This is a genomic window from Clostridium rectalis, from assembly GCF_900626095.1.
GTDB lineage: Bacteria > Bacillota > Clostridia > Clostridiales > Clostridiaceae > Clostridium_AS > Clostridium_AS rectalis.
The window spans coordinates 153,064-177,367 of record NZ_UYZZ01000003.1 but is presented as its reverse complement, the minus strand read 5'-3'; the positions used below and the strand labels follow the sequence as shown (position 1 = coordinate 177,367).

Annotated in this window: 35 protein-coding genes; 33 read left to right on the top strand and 2 right to left on the bottom strand. The window is 29.1% G+C overall.

All coding sequences use genetic code 11. From position 1 onward, the window contains the following. The first annotated feature begins 6 nt into the window (after positions 1 to 6). The 25 genes from EJL03_RS06205 to EJL03_RS06090 all read left to right on the top strand — a co-directional run bounded on the left by EJL03_RS06205 (position 7) and on the right by EJL03_RS06090 (position 15,245). Complete coding sequence (locus tag EJL03_RS06205) at positions 7 to 438, top strand: phage tail terminator family protein (RefSeq protein ID WP_125153101.1); 432 nt, start codon at positions 7 to 9, stop codon at positions 436 to 438. Continuing rightward, entirely contained in the window at positions 428 to 592 is a 165-nt protein-coding gene (locus tag EJL03_RS16000) for a hypothetical protein (RefSeq protein ID WP_164509014.1), read from the top strand. The genes EJL03_RS06205 and EJL03_RS16000 overlap by 11 nt, the downstream gene beginning before the upstream one ends. Next, complete coding sequence (locus EJL03_RS06200) at positions 593 to 1,903, top strand: phage tail sheath family protein (RefSeq protein WP_125153100.1); 1,311 nt, start codon at positions 593 to 595, stop codon at positions 1,901 to 1,903. It abuts the gene before it with no gap. Positions 1,904 to 1,906: 3 nt separating this feature from the next. Beyond that, positions 1,907 to 2,371: a phage tail tube protein gene (locus EJL03_RS06195; protein WP_125153099.1), complete on the top strand. Its 465-nt coding sequence runs from the start codon at positions 1,907 to 1,909 to the stop codon at positions 2,369 to 2,371. A 17-nt stretch (positions 2,372 to 2,388) separates the two neighbouring features. After that, the gene (locus tag EJL03_RS06190) at positions 2,389 to 2,799 is read left to right on the top strand and encodes a phage tail assembly chaperone (RefSeq protein ID WP_125153098.1); all 411 of its coding nucleotides are present in this window, start codon (positions 2,389 to 2,391) and stop codon (positions 2,797 to 2,799) included. 243 nt (positions 2,800 to 3,042) lie between these two features. Next, positions 3,043 to 3,636: a hypothetical protein gene (locus EJL03_RS06185; RefSeq protein ID WP_125153097.1), complete on the top strand. Its 594-nt coding sequence runs from the start codon at positions 3,043 to 3,045 to the stop codon at positions 3,634 to 3,636. A 78-nt stretch (positions 3,637 to 3,714) separates the two neighbouring features. Further along, positions 3,715 to 5,841 (top strand): hypothetical protein, encoded by a 2,127-nt coding sequence (locus tag EJL03_RS06180; RefSeq protein WP_125153096.1) that lies wholly within the window; start codon positions 3,715 to 3,717, stop codon positions 5,839 to 5,841. Further along, on the top strand, positions 5,841 to 6,503 hold the full coding sequence (locus EJL03_RS06175) for a LysM peptidoglycan-binding domain-containing protein (RefSeq protein WP_125153095.1): 663 nt from the start codon (positions 5,841 to 5,843) through the stop codon (positions 6,501 to 6,503). The genes EJL03_RS06180 and EJL03_RS06175 overlap by 1 nt, the downstream gene beginning before the upstream one ends. Before the next feature lie 12 nt (positions 6,504 to 6,515). After that, positions 6,516 to 7,490 (top strand): XkdQ/YqbQ family protein, encoded by a 975-nt coding sequence (locus tag EJL03_RS06170; protein WP_125153094.1) that lies wholly within the window; start codon positions 6,516 to 6,518, stop codon positions 7,488 to 7,490. Between the two features lie 9 nt (positions 7,491 to 7,499). Then, a complete protein-coding gene (locus tag EJL03_RS06165) occupies positions 7,500 to 7,844 on the top strand; it encodes a DUF2577 domain-containing protein (RefSeq protein ID WP_125153093.1) in 345 nt (114 codons plus the stop codon). A gap of 2 nt (positions 7,845 to 7,846) precedes the next feature. Beyond that, entirely contained in the window at positions 7,847 to 8,257 is a 411-nt protein-coding gene (locus EJL03_RS06160; RefSeq protein ID WP_125153092.1) for a DUF2634 domain-containing protein, read from the top strand. Next, entirely contained in the window at positions 8,257 to 9,351 is a 1,095-nt protein-coding gene (locus EJL03_RS06155) for a baseplate J/gp47 family protein (RefSeq protein WP_125153091.1), read from the top strand. Before EJL03_RS06160 ends, EJL03_RS06155 begins: the two co-directional genes overlap by 1 nt. Continuing rightward, positions 9,332 to 9,958, top strand: coding sequence for a putative phage tail protein (locus EJL03_RS06150; protein WP_125153090.1), 627 nt, complete (start codon positions 9,332 to 9,334; stop codon positions 9,956 to 9,958). The genes EJL03_RS06155 and EJL03_RS06150 overlap by 20 nt, the downstream gene beginning before the upstream one ends. Before the next feature lie 3 nt (positions 9,959 to 9,961). Next, positions 9,962 to 11,374, top strand: coding sequence for a phage tail protein (locus EJL03_RS06145; RefSeq protein WP_125153089.1), 1,413 nt, complete (start codon positions 9,962 to 9,964; stop codon positions 11,372 to 11,374). Positions 11,375 to 11,387: 13 nt separating this feature from the next. Further along, positions 11,388 to 11,735 (top strand): hypothetical protein, encoded by a 348-nt coding sequence (locus EJL03_RS06140; protein ID WP_125153088.1) that lies wholly within the window; start codon positions 11,388 to 11,390, stop codon positions 11,733 to 11,735. A gap of 1 nt (position 11,736) precedes the next feature. Continuing rightward, positions 11,737 to 11,871: an XkdX family protein gene (locus EJL03_RS06135; RefSeq protein WP_125153087.1), complete on the top strand. Its 135-nt coding sequence runs from the start codon at positions 11,737 to 11,739 to the stop codon at positions 11,869 to 11,871. Positions 11,872 to 11,964: 93 nt separating this feature from the next. Beyond that, positions 11,965 to 12,723, top strand: a complete 759-nt coding sequence (locus EJL03_RS06130) for a hypothetical protein (RefSeq protein ID WP_125153086.1) — start codon at positions 11,965 to 11,967, stop codon at positions 12,721 to 12,723. A 13-nt stretch (positions 12,724 to 12,736) separates the two neighbouring features. Beyond that, positions 12,737 to 13,063 carry a hypothetical protein gene (locus EJL03_RS06125; RefSeq protein WP_125153085.1) on the top strand — a complete coding sequence of 109 codons (327 nt, stop codon included), beginning with the start codon at positions 12,737 to 12,739 and terminating at the stop codon, positions 13,061 to 13,063. Position 13,064: 1 nt separating this feature from the next. After that, the gene (locus EJL03_RS06120) at positions 13,065 to 13,247 is read left to right on the top strand and encodes a hypothetical protein (RefSeq protein WP_125153084.1); all 183 of its coding nucleotides are present in this window, start codon (positions 13,065 to 13,067) and stop codon (positions 13,245 to 13,247) included. A gap of 95 nt (positions 13,248 to 13,342) precedes the next feature. After that, positions 13,343 to 13,567 (top strand): hemolysin XhlA family protein, encoded by a 225-nt coding sequence (locus EJL03_RS06115; protein ID WP_125153083.1) that lies wholly within the window; start codon positions 13,343 to 13,345, stop codon positions 13,565 to 13,567. 12 nt (positions 13,568 to 13,579) lie between these two features. After that, complete coding sequence (locus EJL03_RS06110; RefSeq protein WP_125153082.1) at positions 13,580 to 13,774, top strand: hypothetical protein; 195 nt, start codon at positions 13,580 to 13,582, stop codon at positions 13,772 to 13,774. Between the two features lie 43 nt (positions 13,775 to 13,817). Next, on the top strand, positions 13,818 to 14,600 hold the full coding sequence (locus EJL03_RS06105; RefSeq protein WP_125153081.1) for an N-acetylmuramoyl-L-alanine amidase: 783 nt from the start codon (positions 13,818 to 13,820) through the stop codon (positions 14,598 to 14,600). A gap of 144 nt (positions 14,601 to 14,744) precedes the next feature. Then, a complete protein-coding gene (locus EJL03_RS06100) occupies positions 14,745 to 14,885 on the top strand; it encodes a hypothetical protein (RefSeq protein ID WP_125153080.1) in 141 nt (46 codons plus the stop codon). A 35-nt stretch (positions 14,886 to 14,920) separates the two neighbouring features. Further along, the gene (locus EJL03_RS06095; protein WP_125153079.1) at positions 14,921 to 15,076 is read left to right on the top strand and encodes a hypothetical protein; all 156 of its coding nucleotides are present in this window, start codon (positions 14,921 to 14,923) and stop codon (positions 15,074 to 15,076) included. Further along, the gene (locus EJL03_RS06090) at positions 15,063 to 15,245 is read left to right on the top strand and encodes a hypothetical protein (protein ID WP_125153078.1); all 183 of its coding nucleotides are present in this window, start codon (positions 15,063 to 15,065) and stop codon (positions 15,243 to 15,245) included. The genes EJL03_RS06095 and EJL03_RS06090 overlap by 14 nt, the downstream gene beginning before the upstream one ends. A gap of 135 nt (positions 15,246 to 15,380) precedes the next feature. Here the strand turns inward: EJL03_RS06090 and EJL03_RS06085 are convergent, their stop codons facing one another. Then, a complete protein-coding gene (locus tag EJL03_RS06085; RefSeq protein ID WP_125153077.1) occupies positions 15,381 to 15,575 on the bottom strand; it encodes a helix-turn-helix domain-containing protein in 195 nt (64 codons plus the stop codon). A gap of 675 nt (positions 15,576 to 16,250) precedes the next feature. Here EJL03_RS06085 and EJL03_RS06080 point away from each other — a divergent pair. The 6 genes from EJL03_RS06080 (at position 16,251) to rd (ending at position 21,673) form a co-directional block, all read left to right on the top strand. Beyond that, positions 16,251 to 17,627 carry a PhoH family protein gene (locus tag EJL03_RS06080; RefSeq protein WP_125153076.1) on the top strand — a complete coding sequence of 459 codons (1,377 nt, stop codon included), beginning with the start codon at positions 16,251 to 16,253 and terminating at the stop codon, positions 17,625 to 17,627. A gap of 222 nt (positions 17,628 to 17,849) precedes the next feature. Continuing rightward, on the top strand, positions 17,850 to 18,866 hold the full coding sequence (locus EJL03_RS06075) for a phosphodiester glycosidase family protein (protein WP_125153075.1): 1,017 nt from the start codon (positions 17,850 to 17,852) through the stop codon (positions 18,864 to 18,866). A gap of 14 nt (positions 18,867 to 18,880) precedes the next feature. Beyond that, complete coding sequence (locus EJL03_RS06070; protein ID WP_125153074.1) at positions 18,881 to 19,903, top strand: hypothetical protein; 1,023 nt, start codon at positions 18,881 to 18,883, stop codon at positions 19,901 to 19,903. A gap of 103 nt (positions 19,904 to 20,006) precedes the next feature. Continuing rightward, positions 20,007 to 20,645, top strand: coding sequence for a site-2 protease family protein (locus tag EJL03_RS06065; RefSeq protein ID WP_164509013.1), 639 nt, complete (start codon positions 20,007 to 20,009; stop codon positions 20,643 to 20,645). 71 nt (positions 20,646 to 20,716) lie between these two features. Beyond that, the gene (gene trmB / locus EJL03_RS06060; RefSeq protein ID WP_125153072.1) at positions 20,717 to 21,352 is read left to right on the top strand and encodes a tRNA (guanosine(46)-N7)-methyltransferase TrmB; all 636 of its coding nucleotides are present in this window, start codon (positions 20,717 to 20,719) and stop codon (positions 21,350 to 21,352) included. 159 nt (positions 21,353 to 21,511) lie between these two features. Then, positions 21,512 to 21,673, top strand: coding sequence for a rubredoxin (rd, locus tag EJL03_RS06055; RefSeq protein ID WP_125153071.1), 162 nt, complete (start codon positions 21,512 to 21,514; stop codon positions 21,671 to 21,673). Positions 21,674 to 21,736: 63 nt separating this feature from the next. Here the strand turns inward: rd and EJL03_RS06050 are convergent, their stop codons facing one another. Next, positions 21,737 to 22,861, bottom strand: coding sequence for a hypothetical protein (locus EJL03_RS06050; protein WP_125153070.1), 1,125 nt, complete (start codon positions 22,859 to 22,861; stop codon positions 21,737 to 21,739). A gap of 177 nt (positions 22,862 to 23,038) precedes the next feature. Between EJL03_RS06050 and EJL03_RS06045 the strand changes: the two genes are divergently transcribed. Beyond that, on the top strand, positions 23,039 to 23,299 hold the full coding sequence (locus EJL03_RS06045; protein ID WP_125153069.1) for a DUF3892 domain-containing protein: 261 nt from the start codon (positions 23,039 to 23,041) through the stop codon (positions 23,297 to 23,299). A 118-nt stretch (positions 23,300 to 23,417) separates the two neighbouring features. Beyond that, positions 23,418 to 24,164, top strand: coding sequence for an elongation factor P 5-aminopentanone reductase (gene ymfI, locus EJL03_RS06040; RefSeq protein ID WP_125153068.1), 747 nt, complete (start codon positions 23,418 to 23,420; stop codon positions 24,162 to 24,164). Positions 24,165 to 24,304: the final 140 nt, after the last annotated feature.

Below are 24,304 nucleotides of genomic sequence, written 5' to 3'. Positions count from 1 at the left end.
GATAGCATAGCAAGTATAAATGATTTAAAAATAGGAATAAACCAGGCATTAGACGAAGAATTTCCTAACATAACTATATACAATGAAAAGATAGAACAAGACTTTGAGGAGCCTTGTTTTTTTATTAAGGTTTTAAGTTCTGCACAGGATAAGGAATTGGATATCAGATACAAGAAAAATATATTATTTGATATTCATTATTTTAGTGATAAAGAAGATATTAATTCGGATTGTTTAGATATGGCTGATAGGCTTTATGATGTACTTGAATATGTACAAGTAAATGACAATTTATATAGAAGTACTGATATGACTCATGAGGTTATAGATGGAGTTTTACACTTCATGCTGCGGTTTAATTATTATGTTTTAAAACAGATTGAGGAAGCTCCTAAAATGAATAAGTTAAAAGTTGAGGTGAAAACCAATGGAAGGTAAAGAAATTAAATTTAGCAAGGAACAAATATTATCTTCAAAACAATTTACAGTTATAGAAAAAGACATATTAAAAGCTATTCTAGAAGATAAAGAATATAGCTTAAAAGAAGTTAAAAAGATTATAGATGATTTTAATAAAAAAGAGGTGAAATAGATGGCGGGAGGAACATGGGAAAAACAAAATAAAATTAGACCAGGAGCATATACAAACTTCAAGTCTAAAAAGAATACATCAACTCCTATAGGTGAAAGAGGTATTGCAACTTTACCATTAGTATTACCATGGGGACCTGAAAAAGAAGTTATTACAATACAGGCAGATGATGATTTATCAAAAGTATTAGGTATTAATATAGCTGATGAAAGTGTACTGCTAATAAGAGAAGTATTTAAGAAGTCTAAGACATTACTATTATATAGATTAAATGAAGGTGCTAAAGCTATTGCAACATTGGAAGGGTTAACTGTAAATGCAAAATATAGTGGAACTAAAGGAAACAATATTACTATAGTAATTCAAAACAGTATTGATAATATAGGAAGTTTTGAAGTTATAACTATGTTTGAAGGAAATAAGGTGGATAAGCAATTAGTTAAAACTATAGAGGAATTAAAACCTAATAATTATGTTGAGTTTAAAGGTACTGGAGAATTAAAAGTTACTGCTGGGTTAGTATTAAAGGGTGGAGAAAATGGACTTGTCACTAATCAAAGCTACACGGATTATCTAGCTATAATTGAGCCTTATGAGTTTCATACTATAGGTATTTCAGCAAAGGATATTAGCATAAAAACAGTTGCCACCACATTTATTAAAAGATTAAAAGAAGAAGGTAGACAAGTACAACTAGTGCTAGAGAATTACCCTGAAGCCGATAGTGAAAATGTTATTAGTGTTAAAAACGGTGTTATTTTAAGTGATGGCACAATAATAAAATCTGACCAAGCTGTAGCATTTGTAACTGGGGCTACAGCAGGAGCAAATGTAAATCAATCTAACACTTATCTAGAGTATCCAGGTGCCATTGATGTAGATGTTAAATACACTAGTAGAGAAATAGAGGAAGCTTTATTAAATGGAGAAATGATATTTACTATTAGCAACAGAAGAGTAGTTATAGAGCAGGATATTAATACATTTAAAAGCTTTACTAAAGATAAAGGGAAAGATTATAGAAAAAATAGAGTAGTTCGTACACTTTTTGAAGTAAATAACGGAAGTAGATTATTATGGGAAACCAATTATATTGGGAAAGGTGACAATAGTGAAGATGGCAGAAATTTATATAAAAAAGATGTAATTAAATTCTTAGAAGGATTACAAGGTATTGGAGCTTTAGAAAATGTAGTTCCAGAGGATATTGAAATCAAAAGAGGACAGGATAAAGATTCTGTAGTAGCTAGAATGGGAGTACAACCAATAGATGCTATGGAAAAGCTATACATGGATGTGGAGGTGGAATAGTATATGGGATTTTTTAAGCTTAGTGATACTATTAGTGGGGCAGAAGCTAGAGCCTATTTAACTGTAAATGGCAGAAATGAAGTTTTGTTTTATGCAAAGAAGCTTGAATCTAAAGTTGAAAAACAAAAGACAGAGGGAAAGACAATAGGGAATAGAGCTACGCAAAATAAGGCCGCTGGGTGGAAAGGAACAGGAACTCTTACAGTTTACTATGCTACATCTTTATTTAGAGAATTGATGTTAAAGTACATGAAAGATGGTATTGATACTTATTTTGATATAGCTGTTACTAATGAGGACCCAACTTCAACTATAGGAAAACAAACAATAGTATTGAAAAATTGTAATCTTGATGAAGTTGCAATGGCAATGTTTGATATAGATTCAGAAATGCTTGAGGAAGACATGAGTTTCACATTTGAAGATGTTGACATGTTAGATAAATTTAATAAACCAGTATTAGGTTAATAGGAGGAGAATATTAAATGAATTTTGAAGATTTTTTAATGGATACTTTTGAAGAGGTAGAAGAAATAGAGAGAGAAATAACTATAGGTGGTAGAAAAAGAAGGATGAAATTTAAAGCAATAGGTGCTACTAAGGCGGATGAGATTAGAAAAAGTTGTAGAAAAGTTAAATTTATAAAAGGACAAAAGATAATGGAAACAGATGAAGAGAAGTATTTATCTAATCTTATAATAGAGACAACAACACATCCAGATTTAAAAAATGCAGAGTTACAAAGTGCTTGGGGAGTTCTTGGGGCAGAAGAACTATTAAAAGCTATGAAAAATAAAATGAGTGATGGAGAATATTCTGAATGGTCAAGTATTGTAAGTGAAGTAAATGGATACGATAAAGGTATTCAAGAGCTAGTAGAAGAAGCAAAAAACTAATAAAGGAGGGTGACGGTGAAGCTAATTATGCGCACTACGCCCTCCATAAATTAAAAATACTCCCAAGCGTATTAATAAATATGAATAGACAAGAGAAGGCGTTTATATATGCTAGTATAGATTTGCATATAGAGAATGAAAAGAAACAAATGGATAAAGCTAAAAGAAAAAGATAATATTGAAACAAACTCCATTATTTGTTATCATTAAAATGGTTTCATTAGAAAAAAGGGGGTCTAATAAATGAAAAAGATATTCAGTACTATTTTCATTGCAATGTATTTAATTACTATGCTTGGATGTGGAAGTAATAGTTCTAAAGAAACATCTTCAAAAAACGATATAAATGAAAAGATTCAGCAGGATGAAAATAAATCTAAAAAAGTAAAGTCAAAGTTTGAAGATAGTAACAAAGGGAGGGTAAACATAATAAAAAATTATTGTGAATTTACTATTATAGATACTAAATTTGGTAAAAAAATCAACCCACCAAAGCCAAAAAATATTTATACTTATTATGAAGCAAAAGAACCAGGTACAATTTATTTTGATACTACAATAGATGTAAAGAGTCTTTTGACAGAAGGACGACGGGCAAATGAGTTTTTGTCGGTTAAAGTTATTTATAATGAGAAATATGAATATAGAACTTTTTCTGCAATAGAGAAGGATGGGGGCACAAATTTTAATTATACAAATATAACATCAATAGAACCGTTAAAAAATGGTGTAATTCATTTTATTGCTGAAGTTCCAAATGAAGTTGAAAGTGATAAAAAACCATTGGCAGTTATTATAAGTGTAAATAATAGAGAGTTTAAATATGTTGTTAGGTGATATTAATTTCATAGTGAGATATATAGAACACTTACCTTAAAGGTAGGTGTTTTTATTATGAACGAAAGGAGGTAATACATGGCTACGGTATCAACTAGTTTAAGAATGTTTGACCAAATGACAAGACCTCTTCAACAAATAACAAATGCATTAAATTTAACTATAAGTGCTATGGATGATATGAACAATAAGGCAAATAGGGATATAAAAATTACTAATACACTTAATACAGCTAGGGATAGCATCAAAAGGGCTTCATCAGGATTACAGGAACTAGCCGATTCACAAGATAAGGCTAAATATAATCAAGAGAACTTGAATAATTCTTTTAACAGAGGAATTAACTCTTCTGATGGATTGGCAAGTAAGATTAAAGGGTTGGTAGGTGCTTATTTAGGATTCCAAGCTGTTAAGAAGGGAATAGATTCAACCATAGGCGGAGCTGCTAATTTGGAAAGACAACTAATAACTATAAGTGGTATGTTAGGGAATAAGGATGTAGGTAAAGCATTTTTTAATGGAATAAACGATTATGCATTAATAAGTCAATACGGACTTAAAGATTTTGCCGCTATATCTCGTCAGTTTATCCAGTTCACAAAAAATACAGATAAGTTAATGGATTTAAATAAATTAGCTGAAAGACTTGCCTTTTTAGACCCTACTCAGGGTTTAGAGGGTGCGGGGTTTGCACTTAAAGAGATTTTAGGAGGGGATGGGATGTCCTTAAAAGGCAGATTTGGTTTTGGTCCTGAAGAGATAAAGAACCTCAAAGCCTCAAAAGACATGGATGATTTTATGAATAAGTTTGATAAAATGCTAAATAGGAAAGGTGGTACTCAACTGGCTGTAGAAGAAGCGGCAGGTGCCGCGTTATCTTTATGGGATAACCTAATAGCCAACATCTCAACGTCTTTCTCAAAGGCTGGTAATAATGCATTGGAAGCGTTAAAGCCGTTATTAAGAACATTAAATGAAGGTTTTAGGGAAGGGCGGTTTCAACCCTTTTTCGATGGGCTATCTAAGGGAATAGTTACTGTAGTTAATATAACCATGAAATTGATTGATGTTTTTAGTAAAATAGGAAATATTGTGGGCAATAACTGGAGTATAATTAGTCCTATAGTCTGGGGTATTGTAGCAGCTATGATAGCTTATAATACAGTATCATTAATAACAAATGGAATTATAGCAAAACAAACATTTTTAGAATCTACACGAGCGGCCGCTTCAAGTATTGCTACGGGGGCAACATTTGCGGAGACAGTAGCACAACATGGTCTTAATGCGGCATTATATGCTTGCCCTTTAACATGGATTATTATTGCAATAATTATATTAATAGCTTTATTTTATGCTGCTACTGCAGCAGTGAATCATTTCGCGGGGACAAGTGTATCGGCAACAGGTTTAATTTGTGGAGCATTTATGACTACTGTTGGATTTGTAGGAAATTTATTTGTAACATTTTATAATGCAGTAGCGGATATTATAATTTTGCTATATAATATGTTTGCTACATTCGCAGAATTTATAGCTAATGTTTTTGTAGATCCTGTAGGGGCAATAGTTAGGCTATTTGCAGGAATGGGGGATGCAGTTTTAGAAATTTTACAAGGAATAGCATCCGCTATAGACACAATTTTTGGATCTAATTTAGCTGATGCCGTAAGTGGATGGAGAGAGGGGCTTCAGGGCGCAGTAGATGATTTAGTTGGAGAAGCTAAAATAAAGGTTGACAGACTTGATTCTAGAGATTTTCATATGGAAAGATTCAATTATGGGAATGAATTTGATTACGGATATGGAAAAGGAGCTGCATTCTCTAATGGGGTCAAGGATATGTTTAAGATACCAGAAATACAGAAGAATTTACCTAAAGGTGATTTAGGGGCGTGGAATAAAAAATTGGGTCCAGGGAAATTAGCAATGGGCAGCGATAACGGTAAAAATAAAGGATTAAAAGATGCTAATAAACACTTAAAAAATATAGATGATAAAATAGACGTTTCTAATGAGCATCTTGAAATGATGAGAGATTTAGCAGAAATGGAAAGCATACAAAACTTCGTAACATTACAGCCTAATGTAAATTTTGGAGATGTACAAGTAAAAGAAGAAGCAGACATAAATAAAATAATATCTAAGATAGAAACTTATATGGAAAATCAATTAGTTAACAGTGCAGAGGGGGTATATGTTTAATGTATAAAATGTATTTAGGAATTAACGATGGTGAAGAGGGATTTACCCTTCCTGTACTACCAGAAAAAATTGAATTTAATGAGGATGGAGATAATAAAACCTATGACATAATTAATTTAGGTGAAATTAATACAATAAATTTACCCAAGTTAACTGAAATAAGTTTTGAAAGTTTCTTTCCAAGGCATAAAGGTCCTTATGTAAGCTCGGAGCAATTATTTGAACCGAGCTTTTATATTGCAAAGATTAGAGAATGGAGAAATAAAAAACAAAAGATAAGATTTATTTTTGTTGGAGGACAAGTAGAAATAAATGATTTATTTTCGATAGAAAATTTTAAGTGTGAAGAGCATGGAGGAGAAGTTGGAGACATTTATTATTCTGTAGAACTTAAAAGATATAAAAAATATACTGCTAAAAAAGTTTCTATAATAACTAAAAAAAATGTTAAATCAATAGTTAAAACAAATAGTCCGCCTCCTAGACAAAATAATAAAATTAAGCCTAAAACACATACTGTCACAGGAAATGATACGCTTTGGCATATAGCTAAACGGTATTTAGGGAATGGAGCTAGATGGAAAGAAATTTACAACCTAAATAAAGACAAGATTAAGAATCCTAACTTAATATATACAGGACAAGTTTTAAGGCTTCCGTAAGGTGGTGATAGTTTGAATATACAATTATTACTAGATAATAAGAATGGAAATATATTTGACATATCTGAATTAGTAAGTGAAGTTACTTGGAAAACTAAAAGAAAAGATAAGCCCTCTAGTTTGAATTTTGAAATATTAAAAGATAAGCAAATTACTATAAATAATGGTGATGTAGTCAGTTTTAAAGTAGGTAATAATCCAGTGTTTTATGGATATACATTTGAAAATGGCGGAAATAAAAATCCAATTACAAAAATAACTGCTTATGATCAATTACGATATTTGCTGTTTAATGATACTTATGTATTTAAAAATAAAAAAGCAAGTCAAATTTTAATGCAAATTGCAAAAGATATTAAGCTAAGAATAGGAACTATAGAAGATACAGGATATGTTATACCACAACTTCTTGAAGATGATAAGAAATTATTAGATATAATATATAGTTCTTTAGAAAAAACATTAATGAACAATAAAAGAACTTATACATTATATGATGATTTTGGATATTTAAACTTAAGAAATATAAATAACATGAAACAGCTTGTAGTAATTTCTGATGATAATAATTTAGGAGATTATGATTGGAAAAATAGCATAGATAGTGATACTTATAATAGAGTTAAAATAGTAAGAGATAATAAAGAAACTAAAGGCAGAGATGTATATATAGCACAGGATAGTAAGAACATTGCTAAATGGGGAAGGCTCCAATACTATCATAAAGTAGATGAAAAAATGAATAAGGCACAAATTCAACAGATGGTTAATTCGTCTTTAAAACTTAAGAATAGAGAAACTAAGACTTTAAAATTAAAAGATGTTATTAGCACAGATATTAAAGCAGATTTAAAATTAAGAGCTGGCAGTGGTGTGTATGTAGATATAAAAGAAAAGGGAATAAAACAGTATTATCTTATAGAAGAAGCTACACATAAGTTTCAAAAAGGTAATTTAGTAATGGATTTTGATTTAAAGGTGGTGTAGATAGTAGATATGGGAATGATAGATACAATTAAAAAAGCAAGTATGGGAGCAGTTGGAGCTAGTAATCCAGTTAATATTTCATTTGGGGAAGTTATAAATGTAGATAAATTAAAAATAAAGGTGGACCAGAAATTAGTGTTGGATAAGGATTTTTTTATTATTCCTGAAAGCTTAACTAGGTATGAGGTTGATTTAAAACATACACACAATTATATAGATAGTTCTATCAATAGTAACATAAAAACATCTTTAGATAAGTTATTAATTAGAGAAGGTTTAAAACAAGGTGATAAGGTTCTATTGCTTAGAGTTCAAGGTGGACAACAGTATGTAATCTTAGATAAGGTGGTGTGAGTGTGAGTGAGGTTAGTATATTACCACAAGGAGCAGTTATATCTGATGACCTAGAAGTGGAAGAAATAATTGAGCCAACAAAGACTTATAAAATTAAAGATAATAGAATAGTAGGATTTACAGATGGTAAAGAAGCTTTAAAACAAGCAATACAATTGATATTAGGCACTGAAAGATATGAGTATCTTATATATTCAGACAACTATGGAAGTGAATTAAAAGAGTTAAAAACACAGGATAGAGCTATAGCAGAATCTGAATATAAGAGGAGAATTAAGGAAGCTCTTATACAAGATGATAGAATTAACAATGTTGATAACTTTATATTTAGATATGATAAGGACGGTGTAGAAGTAAGTTTTACCGTCTTTTCTATTTATGGAGAATTTTCTATAGATAAGGAGGTGCTGTAGTGTTTGAAGAACAAACAGAAGAAGCTATATTGACAAGAATGATGAATAGAATATCTAACGATTTAGACAAAAGAGAAGGTTCTATTATTTATAATGCCTTAGCACCTGCAGCACAAGAAGTCGCAAAGATGTATTCAGATATGGATTACTTTTTAAAATGTACTTTTGTAAGCCCTGATATGCCAGACGAATATTTGGATCTAAGAGTTGCAGAAGAAGGGCTTAAAAGAGAAATGGCTACATCTTCTATAAAGAAAGGTTATTTTTACAATGAAGAAAATCAATTAATAGATATTCCTTTGAATAGTAGATTTTCTATAGAAGATTTTAATTTTATAGCCTTAGAGAAAATTTCTACTGGTATTTATAAAATGCAATGTGAAGCAACCGGCATAGAAGGAAATTCTATAACAGGACCATTAATACCAATAGAATATATAGAAGGTTTATCTATTGCTACATTAGGAGAACTTATTATGCCAGGAGAAGATGTTGAAAGTAACGAGAGTCTATATGATAGATATATAGAGCATTTAAATGAGAAACCTTATGGAGGTAATATAGCAGATTATAAAATTAATACTAGGGCTATTGAAGGTGTTGGAACCGTAAAGGTATTTCCTATATGGAATGGTGGTGGAACTGTAAAAATAGTATTTTTGGATAGTGATTATAGTGTTCCTACAACAGAATTAATAGATAAGGTACAAACTATTTTAGATCCAGTACAAAATAAAGGCAAAGGTTTTGGTGTTGCTCCAGTAGGTCATGTTGTTACTGTATTAGGTGCTAAAGATATAGAGATAACTATAGAAACAAACATACTTTTAAAGAGAGGACTTACTATTGGCCAAGTTCAAGAAGATATTAAAAAAATTATAAATGAATATCTGAAACAACTTAGAAAACAATGGCATGAAGATGATAATACAATAGTTAGAATAAGTCAGATTGAAGCTAGAATTCTGAACGTAGAAGGTGTGGCTGATTTATTTAATACTAAGATAAATGGTAAAGAAGAAAATTTAATATTAGGAGTTAAAGAAGTTCCAATATTAAAAGAGGTGGTTATAAATGAAAAAGAAGTTAATTGATTTTTTACCGCCACAAATAGCTAATATAGAAGATTTTAAACAAATTACTTCTACAGAAGATAAAGAACTTAAATTATTAGAAAAGGGACAGCAAAGAATCTTAAAAGAGAATTTTATAGACACTGCAACAGATTATGGAATAGAACATCAAGAAAAGTTATTTAAAATTAAAGCTGACTTAGTAAATGATACATTAGAGTTTAGAAAGTTAAGAATTAAAAATAGAAAGATGGATAAGATGCCTATAACTCATAGGGCACTTGAATATAAACTAAATGCCTTATTTGGCAAGGGTAACTATAAAGTTGAAGTACTTAATGATGAATATGTATTAAAAGTAGAAATAAATACTTTTGATTGGAGTATGTTTAATGAAATAATAGATAACTTTAGATATATAATTCCATGTAATATGATGCTAAGTTCTACTTTGGTACAAAAAATAAATACTAATATTTATTTTGCTAGTGCTATAACAAGTGGCGAGGAAATAACTGTTTATCCATGGATGCCTAAAGATATAACATCTAAAGGTAAAGTTAATATAGCTATGGGTAGCAATACAGGAGTAGAAAATATAACAGTATACCCTAGAAAGGAGGGTTAATCAATGGCAGAACAATTTTATACAATACTAACTAAAATAGGTAAAGCGAAAATAGCTAATAGCGCTGGATTTGGAAGTAAGGTTAACTTTGTAAAAATGAAAGTTGGAGATGGTGGGGGAAGTTATTACAATCCAACAGAAAATCAGGAAGATTTAGTTAATGCAGTATATGAAGGAAATATAAATCATATTACTATAGATGAAGAAAATCCTAATTGGATAAAAGTAGAAATGATGATTCCTGCAAATGTTGGTGGATTTATGATACGAGAATATGGAATTTTTGATGAAGAAAATAACATGTTAGGTGTAGCTAAGTGTCCAGAAACATACAAGCCAGTTGCCGCAGATGGTAGTACAAAAGAACTACTAATGAGAATGAATTTAGAAGTTTCTAATACACAAAATGTAACCCTTAAAATAGACCCAACAATAATTTTTGCTAAAAAGTCAGATTTAGAGCTATTAGAAAATAAGATTGAAAATCTAAAAGTAATCTCAGCCGAAGACTTCTTAGATGAATCTGTTACAATCGAAGGAGAAATGCATCCTCTCCTCAAAGAAGAGTTTGAAAAAGTTGAATCAAAAATGGCTGATATGGAGAAGGATATAGAAAACATTGATTTAAGTGCAGAAAAGGTAAATTTAGATAGCACTAAATTAAAAAGCAAAACTGTAAAAGAAGGTATGGAGGAACTTTTTACATTTGCCGATAACTACAAGAAATCTGTAGCTAATGTTGTCGGCAGTCCTGTTTTAGCTACAGATACAGCAAAGCAAGTTAAATCTAAAATACAGGGACTTAAAAATACTTTTGCTAGTAATTTAAGTAGTAAACAAGTAAGTGCTAATGGAACAGAAAGACTGGGAGGATTGATAGGTAAAGTAAATGATATTAACATTGGTGGCATTAAAAGCGTGCAAAGAATCTCTACTTATACATTTGAAGATCAAGTTTTTACAATAAATCCAGTCAATATAGATAAAACAATTACGTTCTCTCATTGTTCATGGCTACGCAGTGATAGTATCAAAGCTATAAATGCTTTTGCATTTGCAAAATTAGTGAATAATATTAATGTGAAAATTAAAAATCCATATTACATTGATGAAGATTATGGAAAAATCGACTGTGTTGTTGTAGAGTTTAATAATGTTAAACAAATATTGAGAGGAGAGGTGGATGGTGATACATCATTAAAAGTAAGACACATTACATTGCCTAAAACTATAGATATTAATAAAAGCTTATTATCATTGCAATATATACGTTGCGGGAATTACAATTATTCATGCTATTATACTTATTCAGGAGTTATTGAAGATAATAATACTATTAGATTAGAAGTAACAGATATAGGAGGGGTTTACCATGATAGTATAAAGTTTTATTGGCAAATAGTAGAATTTAATTAAGGAGGAATTTAACGTGGAAAAATACATGATTTTAAACCAAAAAAACATAGCAGAAAGTATGGTTACGTACTGTCAGCAGTTAATAAATGTACCTTTAAATTATATAAAAGTTGAGGATGAAACTATGTTATGGCATAAATATGATTTTGAGACACATACATGGAGTGAAGAAAAATTTGAGCCGGAAAGTTCAGCTCAATTAAGCGAGTTTGAACAAATTAAAAAAAATAACGAAATATTAGCAAAAACAGTAGCAGACTTAACTATGGAAAACAGAAAGAAAAATTTATTAATAAATCAATTGGCGCAAAGTACAGCAGATTTAAACGTAGAGTTAAATAAATTAAAGGGAGGGAATTAGTATGTTTAATTTTTATAATACATTTTATAAAGTAGGGTATTTGGATTTAAAAACGCTAAGAGAAGCGACTAGATGGGGATGTATAACAGAAGAACAGTTTAAAACTATTACAGGAGAAGATTTTGTTACGAAATAGCAATACAATACGACAAAATTAAATAATTTAAAAGCAAAGTAAGGACCATATCAGGTCTTTTTATTTTGTTTTTTAAAAATAAGAGGTGATAAAATGAAAGCTAGAATAAAAAAACTGAAAGATGTTGATAAAACTGATATACTCCCTGTAACACATGCAAAGGCAGTGTATGTAAATAATGATAGTACTTTGGATAAAGCATTAGAACATATTAAGTCTGATATAGAAAACATTGACTTAAGTGCAGAAAAGGTAAATTTAAATAGCACAAATTTAAAAAGCAAAACTGTAAAAGAAGGTATGGAGGAACTTTTTACATTTGCCGATAATGGAAAGAAAAACTGGGTAGACGTTGTCGGCAGTCCTCTAAGTACAGGGGATAGTTTTTCTACCCTAAAAAGTAAAACACAAACTCTTAAAAATACTTTTGCTAGTAATTTAACATCAAAACAACAACCATCAAATAGTAATGAATCTTTGAATAATTTAATAAATAAAGTAGCAAATATTAGTATTGGTAAAAAATTTGCAACTGCCACAAGGACGATAGAACCCACAGAGAGTCAAACATTAATAGAAATAAGAGGGCTATCCTTTACACCATCAAAAGTTATAGTTTTTGCCGATATTAACAGTTCTTGGGGGAAGTTATTAGAGACTTTGATACTTTCCAATGACTATAATTCAAGTATTTATGAGGTGTGCACAGTTTCATGTACAACAGGTACAAGAACAGGTGCAGCACACTATACTACGAACTATATTGTAGACAAAGGTTTTGATGTTGATATGCAGCATCTTTTTTGCGATGCTAGATATGGCGGAGAATTGAGATATTGGGCTTTTGAATAAAGGAGTGTTGTTAATGGAGATAGGAAAAAGAATTATTTTTAATAAATCTACAGGTACAGTTTTAAATGATTGTTTAGAGGAGCGTTTTGATTCTGGTTTAACTGATGAAATGGTGGATAACTTACGACCGAAGGAAATAGATTATATTGATATGGAATATGGCAATGAAATTTTAAAAAATGCAATCATTTATCATGTTAATGTCGAAACTAAAGAAATAATTATAGATAAATATAGAGAACACATAGAAACACAAGAAGAAAAATTAAAAAGAGAGAAAGAAGAACTAGAAAATCAATTATTATTAAAAGAAAATAAAGAAACAGGAGGTATATTATAATATGGTTAATGAAATAGTAGTAAGAATAATAGCAGAAAGAATAATGAATAAAGGCTTAAATCCTTTAAGGAAAAGACTTTTTGAACTTGATGATGTAACAAACGTAGATTATAGGAAAGCAGTAGAGGATTATATAATAACCAATACAGCAGATGCTACAGGAGAAGATTTTGTTACGCAATAGAAATAAAATACGACAAAATTAAATAATTTATAAAGGCAAAGTAGACACCCTGTAGGTGTTTTTATTTTGTCTATTTTATAGAAAGGGGGCTTCACATGGAACAAAACATACAACAGGAAATTTTAGAGAGGATAGTAAGAATTGAAACTAAGATAGATGGATACAACAGTACAAGAGAAAAAGCAGATATGGCTTATACAAGGGCTTGTCAAAATGAAAAAGATATATCTGAAATAAAAGATAACCAAAAATGGCTCTGGCGTACAATTGCTGGAGCTATTATTTTGGGCACAATAGGTGCAATTATAACTTTTAAATAGAGAGGTGATTAAATGGAATTTTTAAAGCAGTTCTTACAGATAAAAAAGATAATAGCATTATTAACTACTATAGTATTTTGTATCTTAGCTTGTAGAGGAAATATAAGCAGCACAGAATTTTTAACTATATTTAGTATGGTTATAGCATTTTATTTTGGTCAATCTAGCGCTAGACAAGCAGTAAAAGAAAGTAAAGAGCAGGAATAAACCTGTTCTTTTTTATATTAAATTTTATAGGAGGAATGTATAAATGGCTATATACGGAATAGATTGTGGACATACAATGTCTGGTGCTGATTATGGAGCAGTAGGAATAAAAGCAGAGTCAAATTTAACTAGAGAGGTAGGAACAAAAGTAATAAGTAAATTACAAGCTTTAGGACATACGGTTATTAAGTGTTATAAGGATAGTTGCAGTAGTTTAAACGATAGTTTAAGTTATAGAACTAATACAGCTAATAACAACAATGTAGATTTATATGTATCTATTCATTTTAATTGCTATAATGGTAGTGCTTACGGAAGTGAAATATGGACACATGGCGGTAAATCTTTTAAAGAAGCATCAAGAGTATTAAATAATATAGTTTCTTTAGGTTATGCAAATAGAGGTATAAAGAATGGTAGTAATTTATATGTAATTAGAAATACTAAAATGAAATCTATGCTTATAGAATGTTGTTTCTGTGATAATTCCTCGGATATGGATAGATATAATGCAGATAAGATGGCTGATGCTATAGTAAAAGGTTTAGTAGGTTCTGAAATAAAGGAGCAAGAAGGAGAGAAGAATGAAATGGAGAATATAGTTTGCTATAATAACCAGGTTGACAAGAGAGCAGCAGAGTATCTTGCAGATTACTTAAAATGTCCAACCATAGATAATAAGGCAGTTCCGTTTGATTATAGCAGAATTAAGAATGTATATGGCGTAGGCGGAGGAAAGTTTAGTTGTTATGCTAAAGTAATAGGTGCAAATACAGATAGGTGGGGAGTTATTAAAGGAGTACTTAAGTTCTGTAAAAAGTTATAGTTTTTTAGAGGTAGTTCTTCGGAGCCACCTCTTTTTAAAATGGAAAAAATATTTAAAAAATAAAATAAATGACTAAAAAGGTATTGACTTATTATACTATGCATAGTATAATATAAGTATAGTAATTGATAAGGAGGTGAGCAAGTGATAGAAACTATAGGAAAGTTAATAGCCTTAGTAATTTCAATACTAACAATACGTCAACTGAGTTTGCAGAACAGAAAGACGGAGTTAGAAATTAAAAAACTAAGGCTAGAAATCAAAAGGTTAAAAGAGGGGGATTAAGCCCCTCCACCTTTCCTATATTATATCACAATCATATGAATAAAATACTAAATTATTTATTAACAATATCAATTATAATAATAGCATTACTTTTAGTTAAATTAACGTACAATAAAAGGAAAAAAGCTAAATTAGAAATAAAAAAACATCAGATTGAAAATGAAAAGGATGATTATGATGGTAAAAAGTAATCAAACACAAGCAAATAAAAAATGGTATGAAAAAAATAAGGAACATGCTAAATATTTAAATAAGCGATCACACTCAAGAAGCTTTATAAAAAAATTTGCTACTAAAGAAGATTTAGAAGAACTAAAACAACTTATAAAAGAAAGAGAGGAAATTTTAGAAAATGAATAATTTTATTTAGGCAGTCAGATTGGCTGCCTTATTTTTTATGCTTATCTATTACTTTTATAATATCTATTATTAAATCCTTGTCATTTGTACTCTTTAAGTCTATAGCAGTTAAATATTTATAAAGCCAAATGACGGTTATTCTTTCTTATAAACTTCAAAAGGACAGCAAATATTAAGTTCTATTGCTAAGTTCTCTATAAGATCTACATTTACATTAATCTTATATATAGAGTTGTTTTCTAATTTACTTAAATAAGGTTGTGTTATACCCAATCTGTTTGCTAAATCTTCTTGTCTAATTCCTTTATGTTCTCGAAAAATCTTTATCATATGCACCACCTCGCCAAAATATCACATTTGTTTTAATTTTACGACAGATTTTACTTGTGTAAAATAAGAATAGTGTGGCAAAAAGGCGAACGATATTCATACCATGAATATCGTTCGGGTTATAATAGAACTGCAAACAAGAATTAGATATCTAATTACAATAAAAAATAACGGGAACATGTGTTCTTTACAATTATAGAAAAAAGTGTTAATATGAAATTATATAATAAGACAGGAGGGTTATATTGATGGAGACAAAAGAAAAAATGGGTAGTATAACTTCAAAATGTACAAGAGGTGAATTGAAAAGAATATTAAATGAAACTTTAAAAGAAATGATAAAAAATAAGAGTGCTAAGCAAAAATGAGCACTCTTATTTTCCCACACTTTTCCCACATTAGTTTTAGAAGGGTATAAATAAAGGTAGTAGGGGATAGTTAATAAATACTTATATTCCAACTGTTACAGTATAAAATAGAATTAATAACCTACTTTGGTGTGGAATCAGGGGTTCAATTCCCCTAGGGGCTACCAAAGCGTAAAATAGACTTAGATTATATCTAAGTCTATTTTTTTTATTTAAATCATAATATTAATTAATGTGGTTTTATTAAATTATCAATTATTTTATATTGGCATATTATGATATTAATTAATGATAGGAGGAATGCTTCTTGAAAAAGACCTATGTGCTGGATACAAATGTTATTCTGTATTCTCCTGGAGCCCTTCTTTCTTTTGGTGAAAATGATGTGGTTATACCAGAAGTTGTATTAGAAGAGCTAGATGCTTTTAAAAAGGATAAAAATGACCTAGGGGCAAATGCAAGGCATGCTTCTAGATTGATAGATAAATTAAGGAAACAAGGAAAGTTAAATGATGGAGTGATCCTTCCAGGTGGTGGAAAACTTAGAGTTGAAATGAATCATCAGGATACTAAAATACCTATAGCTTGGGATAAAACAAAACCGGATAACAGAATAATACAGGTATGCAAAGGTCTAAAAGAACAAGGGCAAGATGTATGCCTTATTACTAAAGATATTTTTGAAAGAATAAAGGCAGATATAGTTGATATAGATGTAGAGGATTTTTATGAAAAAGTAGTACCAGAAAATGACAGTCAATATACAGGTAGAGTAGAATTATATGCCTCCTCTAAAAAGATAGATGAGTTTTATCATAATAAATTTATAGAGAGTGAAGATTTATTGTACTATTCTAGTGATAATGATAAATATACAAAACCTATTTTATATAATAATCAGTTTGTTATAGTTCATTCTTTAGAAAATATAAGAAAAACTGCCCTGGGAAGATTTGATGGAAAAAAAATAGTGCCTTTGTATTACAAAGATATGAATCCACTTAATATTTGTCCTAGAAATGTTGGGCAAAAATTTATGTTAGAATCTCTATATACAGATGCTATTAAAGCGCCTCTAGTTATAGTAAAAGGACCTGCAGGTACGGCTAAAACATTGTTTTCTTTGGCGGTTGGGTTAAATAAAATATTAGAAGAGGGAAATAATCAATATAGAAGGATATTAATATGTAGACCTAATGTTACTATGGATGAGGATATAGGATTTTTACCTGGAACAGAGGAAGAAAAGATATCTCCATTTATGAGACCTATATTAGATAATTTAGAGATATTGGTAGACTCAGATGAAAAGGAAAGGTATAAAAACGAAAAGGAATTAGCGGATAAAATTAAAGAATTGTTTGATAGAAGGATTATTACTACAGAGGCAGTAGCATATTTACGAGGAAGGTCTATAGTTAAAAATTGGGTAATAATAGATGAAGCTCAAAATTTAACCCCAAAACAAGTAAAAGCTATTGTTACAAGAGTTGGGGAAGGAACAAAACTTATGTTGATAGGGGACCCGGATCAAATAGATCAACCATTTTTAGACTCCCGTTCTAATGGATTATGTTATGCTTCTGAAAAAATGAAAGGTAGTGAACTTTGTTATCAAGTTACTTTAAAATATGATGAATGTGAAAGATCACCATTAGCTTATGAAGCATCAAAAAGGCTTTAAATAACTTAAATATTAATAAGGGTATATATAGTTAGAGTTATTGAAAACTAACTATACATACCCTTTTTATTGTTTAAAAGTAAAAATTTTATAAAAAATTCATTATTTATTTATATACAAGTACAGATAAATAAAGTATAAATATATTGATTACTATTTAAAAAAATAAGGATTTGTTGTAAAATGAGAAATGTATGTATTTGTGAAAGGAAAGGTTGAAACATGACTAAAAATAAGAAAATAAAGAAAATAAAGAAGAAAAAAAAGAAATTTTCAGTTAAGATATTTATTACTTTTATTATATTTGAATTTATTTTTACAGCATTAACTGGACCATTAATTGTTTTTTATGGACCATTTAACAATGTAAGAAAAACCATTGTTGGTGCGGCTATGAGTACTTTAAGTCATCAATATATAGCAACAACTTTTTTGTCAGATAAAAAAATAAAAGAAATTTTAAATGAGGACACAGTAGAAGTAATAGATCAGAAGGAAACATTAGAACAGTTGGATTTTGACAATAAGCATGATGAAAATATTGAAAGATATGATATAGAAGGAAGCAAATTTAAAGGATATATGTTAGTTATACATGACCCTAGTAGAGTAAAAATTGGATATAGTAGTAAATTAGGAAAGTCCGGGGAACTTACAAGTCAAATAGCAAAAAATAATAATGCGGTAGCAGCAATTAATGGGGGAGGGTTTACTGATAAAAATTCTGATGGAAATTGGACGGGGACAGGTGGACAACCCGTAGGTATACTTATGACTAATGGTAAAGTAATTCATAATGATATAAGTAATCCAGATAAAAAAGATGATGTAGTGGCAATAACTTCTAAAGGTGTCTTATTAGTAGGTAGATATAGTTTAAATGAAATGAAAAATCTTTCGGTTAAGGAAGCTATAACTTTTGGACCTGCTCTTGTAGTAAATGGGGAGTCTGCTATTAAATCTGGTGATGGTGGATGGGGAATAGCCCCTAGAACAGCAATAGGTCAGAGAAAAGATGGGGCTATATTGTTATTGGTAATAGATGGAAGGCAAGTTAAAAGCTTAGGAGCTACACTAAGAGATGTACAAGATATTATGCTGGAATATGGGGCTTATAATGCCACAAATTTAGATGGTGGCTCATCTACTACAATGTATTATGAAGATGAAGTAATAAATAATCCTTGTGATCCATTGGGAGAAAGAGCAGTTCCATCTGTTATATATGTTACACCTTAGAAGGAGAGGGAAAAATGAAAAATTTTAAGAGAATATTTTCTTGGATATGTTTATCACTTGTAATACAGTTTGCAGGTTTGTTTTATATTGATAAATATTATTTAGCTGTGGATACAGGAGTAAAAGTAAAAAAAATTGAAAATAAAAATAAACAACCAGATATAGAAGTAGCAATACCGTCAAACGCAACTCATACGGGAGTTTCATTTGATGGAAAATATGCAGCTTATTATCAGGAGGATGTATTAAAAGTTGTTAATACTAAAACTGGAAAAATAAAAGATATATCCTTTGATGATGGTGTTAAGGTATCTTATTATAAATGGATTTCAGATAGAAATAGGATGCTTATAGCTGAAAAACATAGTACAGAAGATGGATATGGTTTTAAATTATCTTATTATGATGTAGATAAGGATAGTAAAGAAGAAATAAAAGATTTAACTTGGGGAGATCAGGTGTCAGAGGTAGAAGATATACAGGCTTCTACATTGACAAATGTAATATATGTGAATGTGAGTAGAGGAGAAGAAAAAAATAATTTATACTGGATAAACATTATGAAAGAAATGAAGAAAGTACCTATTCAAGCATATTCGGTTGGACATACTGCAATATTAAATCATGAGGATAAACTCTTGTATGAAGATGCAAATAGCAATAAAATTTTTGGAACAAATATGGATGAATCAGTAGAAATTACTGGTGTCAAGAATCCTTGTTTACTTGGGGTGGATACAGAGGATAATGTGTATATAGGAGCTATGGAAAACAATAAGATGACAAAAATATATTATGGAAACTTAGAAGAGGCAACAAGTCAATGGACTCAGATGGCTCTAAAAGAGCCTGCTTCAAAGGAAGATATTTTTATTTTAAATGAAGGTAAAATACTTGTAAATGATAGTATAAAAGGGGTTATAAAAGATATTGGCACCGGTAAAGAAACTGTATATAAAGGAAAAATTCTTCAAATATTTAGTACAGGAATTGCATCAATATTGGATGGAAAATTGGTAAAAACAAACTTTAATTAATAAAAGATCTATGCGTTTTTACGTGTAGATTTTTTATTAATTGTGAAAGCGTATATGCTTTGATATAATGAAACTACATTTAATTAAGGAGAGGGTGAAAAATTTGAGAAATAATTTGATGGATATAATAATTCAAATACCAGCTATACTAGTAGCTTTTACTTTTCATGAATATGCACATGCTTTTGTTGCGGATAGATTAGGTGATAAAACTCCTAAATTTCAAGGAAGACTTACATTTAATCCTATAGCACATATAGATCCTATTGGATTTATATGTATAGTATTGTTTAATTTTGGATGGGCAAAGCCAGTACAGACAAATCCTAGAGCTTTTAAAAATTATTATAAAGATGATTTAAAAGTATCTTTAGCAGGTCCTTTGGCAAATATATTAGTTGCATTTATCGGGGCAGGTATTATGACTCTTATGTTTAAATTTTTACCTCCAGCTATGTTTATGACTAATATAATTGGAATAATTATAAAAATATTAAATGTTATAGTATATCTTAATTGTATTTTTGCTTTTTTTAATTTAATTCCGTTGCCAGGACTTGATGGATTTCATATACTTACAGATTTATTTCCAGGAAAGTTTTATAAGTTTTCAGATATAGCTTATAGATATCAGATGGTGATTTTTTTGATTTTTATAATGACTCCTATAGCTAGTATATTAGTACGAACTCCAGCTAATAGGTTATATTCTTTTATTATGTCCGTGTTTAGTATTATTTAAATATATTAAAATAGTATAATTAATATTTATGATTATTTTTGCATAAATACATAAGAGAATGGAGGAGTTTAATGAGACTTAGGAAGAAATGGTGGGCTAGACCAGAAATGGAGGCTTCTGAATTTTGTGTTATAAAACCAAGAGAATACAAGGGAAAATGGAAGGATGAGTTTGGAGATAAAAAACCTATTCACTTAGAATTAGGTTGTGGAAGAGGTAGCTTTATTTCTCAAAAGGCGGAGAAAAATTTGGATAAAAATTATTTAGCTGTGGATTTAAAAGATGAGGTTTTAATATATGGTTTAAGGAAAGTAGAAGAACTGGAACTAAAAAATGTAAGAATAGTTCCATTAAATATTACTTTTATTAGTGAAATTTTTGATAAAGATGAGATTGAAAAGATATATATAAATTTTTGTAATCCATGGCCAAAGGAAAGACATAATAAAAGAAGACTTACACATACAAAGTTTTTAACAGAATATAAAAAATTCCTAAAATCTGGTAGTGAAATATGGTTTAAAACAGATGATGACCAGTTGTTTGAGGATTCTATAACATATTTTAAAGAAAGTGGTTTTAATATAGAATACTTAACCTATGATCTACATAATTCAGATTTTAAGAACAACATAGTAACAGAATACGAAGAAAAATTTTCAACTATGGGAACAAAAATAAAGTTCTTAATAGGTAGGTTAATATAAGTTTATAAAAAGATTGTACCAAAATATTTAATGTATATTTTGATATGATCTTTTTTGTTGTATAAAAAAGAGTTTATAAAATATACTATTAAGTGACTTTAAATTTAACGTTTTTTTAAATCTTTGTATTAACAACTTATATAAAAGGAGGATTGTATATTGGATAAGTATATTTGTACAGTATGTGGATATATTTATGATCCCCAGATTGGTGACTTAGATTCGGGTATTGAACCTGGTACTAAATTTGAAGAGATTCCAGATGAGTGGGTATGTCCATTATGTGGAGTATCAAAAGCAGAATTTGAGAGGATGAAGTAGTTTTTAAAGTAGTAAGGAATAGGCATAATTAATATAGTTATACCTATTCTTTATTAGAAAGTATTAGTGTATATACTTACATAAAGAAGTATAAAAATAGTTTACACCTTTCCACCAATTTTTATCTTCTGCATAACTTCTATTTATCCATTTAAATGGGTTTTCTTTTTGTGGTTTATTTTCACATAAATTTATGACTGTTCTAGCTGCAATTCTTGAACTATCTTTTATATTTGTATTGTATTCGTTCCAACTATGAAATACATTAAAAGGATTGTTAGCTATTTTTTTAGCATGTTTATGATTTTTAGGTACAAAGGATTGTTCTTGACCGGTTATTGCAAAAAGAATTAAAGGATCTAAATTTAATTCTTTAGCTGATGAAATTATATCAGAAAAATATGGCTCATATTGTAATATAGAATTTTTATCTTTTAAAAATATTTTTAATTTTGTTTTGTTTATATCTTTATAATAAAAATAAGTTGGTATTCCAGCTTGATTATTATCTTCTTTAATTTTCTCTGAAGTATAAGTAGACTTTTGAGATAAATTTACTATACGCTTATTTTTAGAAGAGGTTAAGCTGTATATTTTTGTATAGCTATACCCGCTTGCTAACAAAGTTATTAAAAAGTATAATAATGCTTTTTTTATTGAGAAAATACTAATATAGTTACTTTTTATTTTGGTTTTCATATTTATCTTTTTTTCTATACTAATATTAGAATTTATATTTTTCACAGAGGTTTTAAAGGGAGTTAAATTTATATTATCTTTTATTTCTTCAAAGTTTATAATAGATTTATCATTAAAAAATTCTATATCTTTTTTAGTAATAATTATATCTGTTGAGTTTACTATCCAGTTTATAATCTCATTTGTAGCTATTTCATCTTGAAATTCTTCTGATGAAATAGCATAAAAGATATCGTACATGGAAATAGCATTTTTGTTTTTCAATAAGGTATTTTTTATTATAGATTTTCTTAGATTATTCTTTACATTATTATTTATACCTTTAAATGAATTAACAATAATATTGTTAATTGTATTAGATAATATAGTAGCTTGTTCTTTAGAAGTTGAATTTTTAAATTTAATATCAATATAGTTTTTTAGCTTTTTTATGTCATTTTCATCTAGGATTTTTTTTGACTTTAAGTTTTCAATAAAATCTATATACATTAATTTCACCTAAAATTTAGAGTTATTTTATAAATTTAAAATATTTAATTAAACCATTATATTTAAAATGAAGGTTTTTTATATTATCGGTGTTATAATATATTACTTTAAATAATTAGTATTTTTAATCAAAAAGGGAACAATATAATTAAAGACTAGATAGAAAGGAGAAAAATTATGAGTATAGATCAAACTTTTGCCCATACAATAGTATCTGTTTCTAAAGATAAAAATGGAGAGATTGTAGCATATAAATTAGAAAATGGAGAGGTTATATCAAAAGAGCAAGCTGTAATAATGGCAAAACAAAGTTCTATAAAAGGAGTTTCTGTCGCGATATCAAAACTTGGGGAGGAATTTTTAAAAAGTTTACCTGATGGAGATATAAATAACAATTTAGAAAACTTACCTGTAATAGAAAGCGAAAATATAGAGTAAAAAGTTCCACAGTTATGTGGAACTTTTTTATATAATTAAAAAACATATTATATTGATTAATAGGAAATATGTGAGTAAAATAAAACTTGTATAAATTTGATTTAAGGAGTGCTTAAATATGGGGAATAAACTAACTGGAAAAGTTGCATTAGTTACAGGTGGATCCAGAGGAATTGGAAAAGGAATTGTTTTGGAACTAGCTAGGGAAGGTGCAACTGTGATTATAAATTATAAACAGGATAGTAACTCTGCTCAAAAAACTTTAGAACTTGTAAAAAAATTAGGAGGATATGGAGAATGCTATAAGGCAGATGTAAGTTCATACAGTGAATGTAAGGTAATGATTAGTAATATAATAAAAAAATATGGTAAAATAGATGTTCTAGTTAATAATGCTGGAATATCTAAGATAGGACTTTTTATAGATGCTAAACAAGAGGATTGGGATAATATATTAAATATAAATCTAAAGGGTGTTTTTAACTGTAGTCATAATGTGGTGATTCATATGTTACATAAAGGAGTAGGAAGTATAATAAATATTTCTTCCATGTGGGGGAATGTTGGAGCTTCTTGTGAAGTAATATATTCTGCCTCAAAGGGAGGAATAAATTCATTTACTAAGGCTTTAGCTAAGGAGTTAGGACCGTCTAATATTAGAGTTAATGCAGTATCACCTGGGGTTATAGATACAGAGATGAATAGTTGGATGTGTAAAGAGGATAGAGAGGAACTAATGGAGGAGATACCATTATGTAGATTTGGACAATGCATAGATATTGGTAAAGCAGTAGTGTTTTTAGCTAGTGATGACTCAAATTATATAACTGGGCAAATTATTACTATAGATGGGGGAATGATTTAATATAGTAAATCATTCATTTTGAAATATTAGTAAATTTTTTTGTTTTAAATATTGAATATATAAACCTTTTATGTTATAATTTGTATTAGAATGACAAATATGCACTAAAAATAATATAATATGAATAAAATTGAAAAAAG

What these genes read in the sequence shown, in the direction of transcription:
- EJL03_RS16000 (WP_164509014.1), top strand. Translation starts at nt 428, where the DNA reads ATGGAAGGTAAAGAAATTAAATTTAGCAAGGAACAAATATTATCTTCA.
- EJL03_RS06200 (WP_125153100.1), top strand. Translation starts at nt 593, where the DNA reads ATGGCGGGAGGAACATGGGAAAAACAAAATAAAATTAGACCAGGAGCA.
- EJL03_RS06195 (WP_125153099.1), top strand. Translation starts at nt 1,907, where the DNA reads ATGGGATTTTTTAAGCTTAGTGATACTATTAGTGGGGCAGAAGCTAGA.
- EJL03_RS06190 (WP_125153098.1), top strand. Translation starts at nt 2,389, where the DNA reads ATGAATTTTGAAGATTTTTTAATGGATACTTTTGAAGAGGTAGAAGAA.
- EJL03_RS06185 (WP_125153097.1), top strand. Translation starts at nt 3,043, where the DNA reads ATGAAAAAGATATTCAGTACTATTTTCATTGCAATGTATTTAATTACT.
- EJL03_RS06180 (WP_125153096.1), top strand. Translation starts at nt 3,715, where the DNA reads ATGGCTACGGTATCAACTAGTTTAAGAATGTTTGACCAAATGACAAGA.
- EJL03_RS06175 (WP_125153095.1), top strand. Translation starts at nt 5,841, where the DNA reads ATGTATAAAATGTATTTAGGAATTAACGATGGTGAAGAGGGATTTACC.
- EJL03_RS06165 (WP_125153093.1), top strand. Translation starts at nt 7,500, where the DNA reads ATGGGAATGATAGATACAATTAAAAAAGCAAGTATGGGAGCAGTTGGA.
- EJL03_RS06150 (WP_125153090.1), top strand. Translation starts at nt 9,332, where the DNA reads ATGAAAAAGAAGTTAATTGATTTTTTACCGCCACAAATAGCTAATATA.
- EJL03_RS06145 (WP_125153089.1), top strand. Translation starts at nt 9,962, where the DNA reads ATGGCAGAACAATTTTATACAATACTAACTAAAATAGGTAAAGCGAAA.
- EJL03_RS06135 (WP_125153087.1), top strand. Translation starts at nt 11,737, where the DNA reads ATGTTTAATTTTTATAATACATTTTATAAAGTAGGGTATTTGGATTTA.
- EJL03_RS06130 (WP_125153086.1), top strand. Translation starts at nt 11,965, where the DNA reads ATGAAAGCTAGAATAAAAAAACTGAAAGATGTTGATAAAACTGATATA.
- EJL03_RS06125 (WP_125153085.1), top strand. Translation starts at nt 12,737, where the DNA reads ATGGAGATAGGAAAAAGAATTATTTTTAATAAATCTACAGGTACAGTT.
- EJL03_RS06120 (WP_125153084.1), top strand. Translation starts at nt 13,065, where the DNA reads ATGGTTAATGAAATAGTAGTAAGAATAATAGCAGAAAGAATAATGAAT.
- EJL03_RS06115 (WP_125153083.1), top strand. Translation starts at nt 13,343, where the DNA reads ATGGAACAAAACATACAACAGGAAATTTTAGAGAGGATAGTAAGAATT.
- EJL03_RS06110 (WP_125153082.1), top strand. Translation starts at nt 13,580, where the DNA reads ATGGAATTTTTAAAGCAGTTCTTACAGATAAAAAAGATAATAGCATTA.
- EJL03_RS06105 (WP_125153081.1), top strand. Translation starts at nt 13,818, where the DNA reads ATGGCTATATACGGAATAGATTGTGGACATACAATGTCTGGTGCTGAT.
- EJL03_RS06095 (WP_125153079.1), top strand. Translation starts at nt 14,921, where the DNA reads ATGAATAAAATACTAAATTATTTATTAACAATATCAATTATAATAATA.
- EJL03_RS06090 (WP_125153078.1), top strand. Translation starts at nt 15,063, where the DNA reads ATGGTAAAAAGTAATCAAACACAAGCAAATAAAAAATGGTATGAAAAA.
- EJL03_RS06085 (WP_125153077.1), bottom strand. Translation starts at nt 15,575, where the DNA reads ATGATAAAGATTTTTCGAGAACATAAAGGAATTAGACAAGAAGATTTA.
- EJL03_RS06075 (WP_125153075.1), top strand. Translation starts at nt 17,850, where the DNA reads ATGACTAAAAATAAGAAAATAAAGAAAATAAAGAAGAAAAAAAAGAAA.
- EJL03_RS06070 (WP_125153074.1), top strand. Translation starts at nt 18,881, where the DNA reads ATGAAAAATTTTAAGAGAATATTTTCTTGGATATGTTTATCACTTGTA.
- trmB (WP_125153072.1), top strand. Translation starts at nt 20,717, where the DNA reads ATGAGACTTAGGAAGAAATGGTGGGCTAGACCAGAAATGGAGGCTTCT.
- EJL03_RS06050 (WP_125153070.1), bottom strand. Translation starts at nt 22,861, where the DNA reads ATGTATATAGATTTTATTGAAAACTTAAAGTCAAAAAAAATCCTAGAT.
- EJL03_RS06045 (WP_125153069.1), top strand. Translation starts at nt 23,039, where the DNA reads ATGAGTATAGATCAAACTTTTGCCCATACAATAGTATCTGTTTCTAAA.
- ymfI (WP_125153068.1), top strand. Translation starts at nt 23,418, where the DNA reads ATGGGGAATAAACTAACTGGAAAAGTTGCATTAGTTACAGGTGGATCC.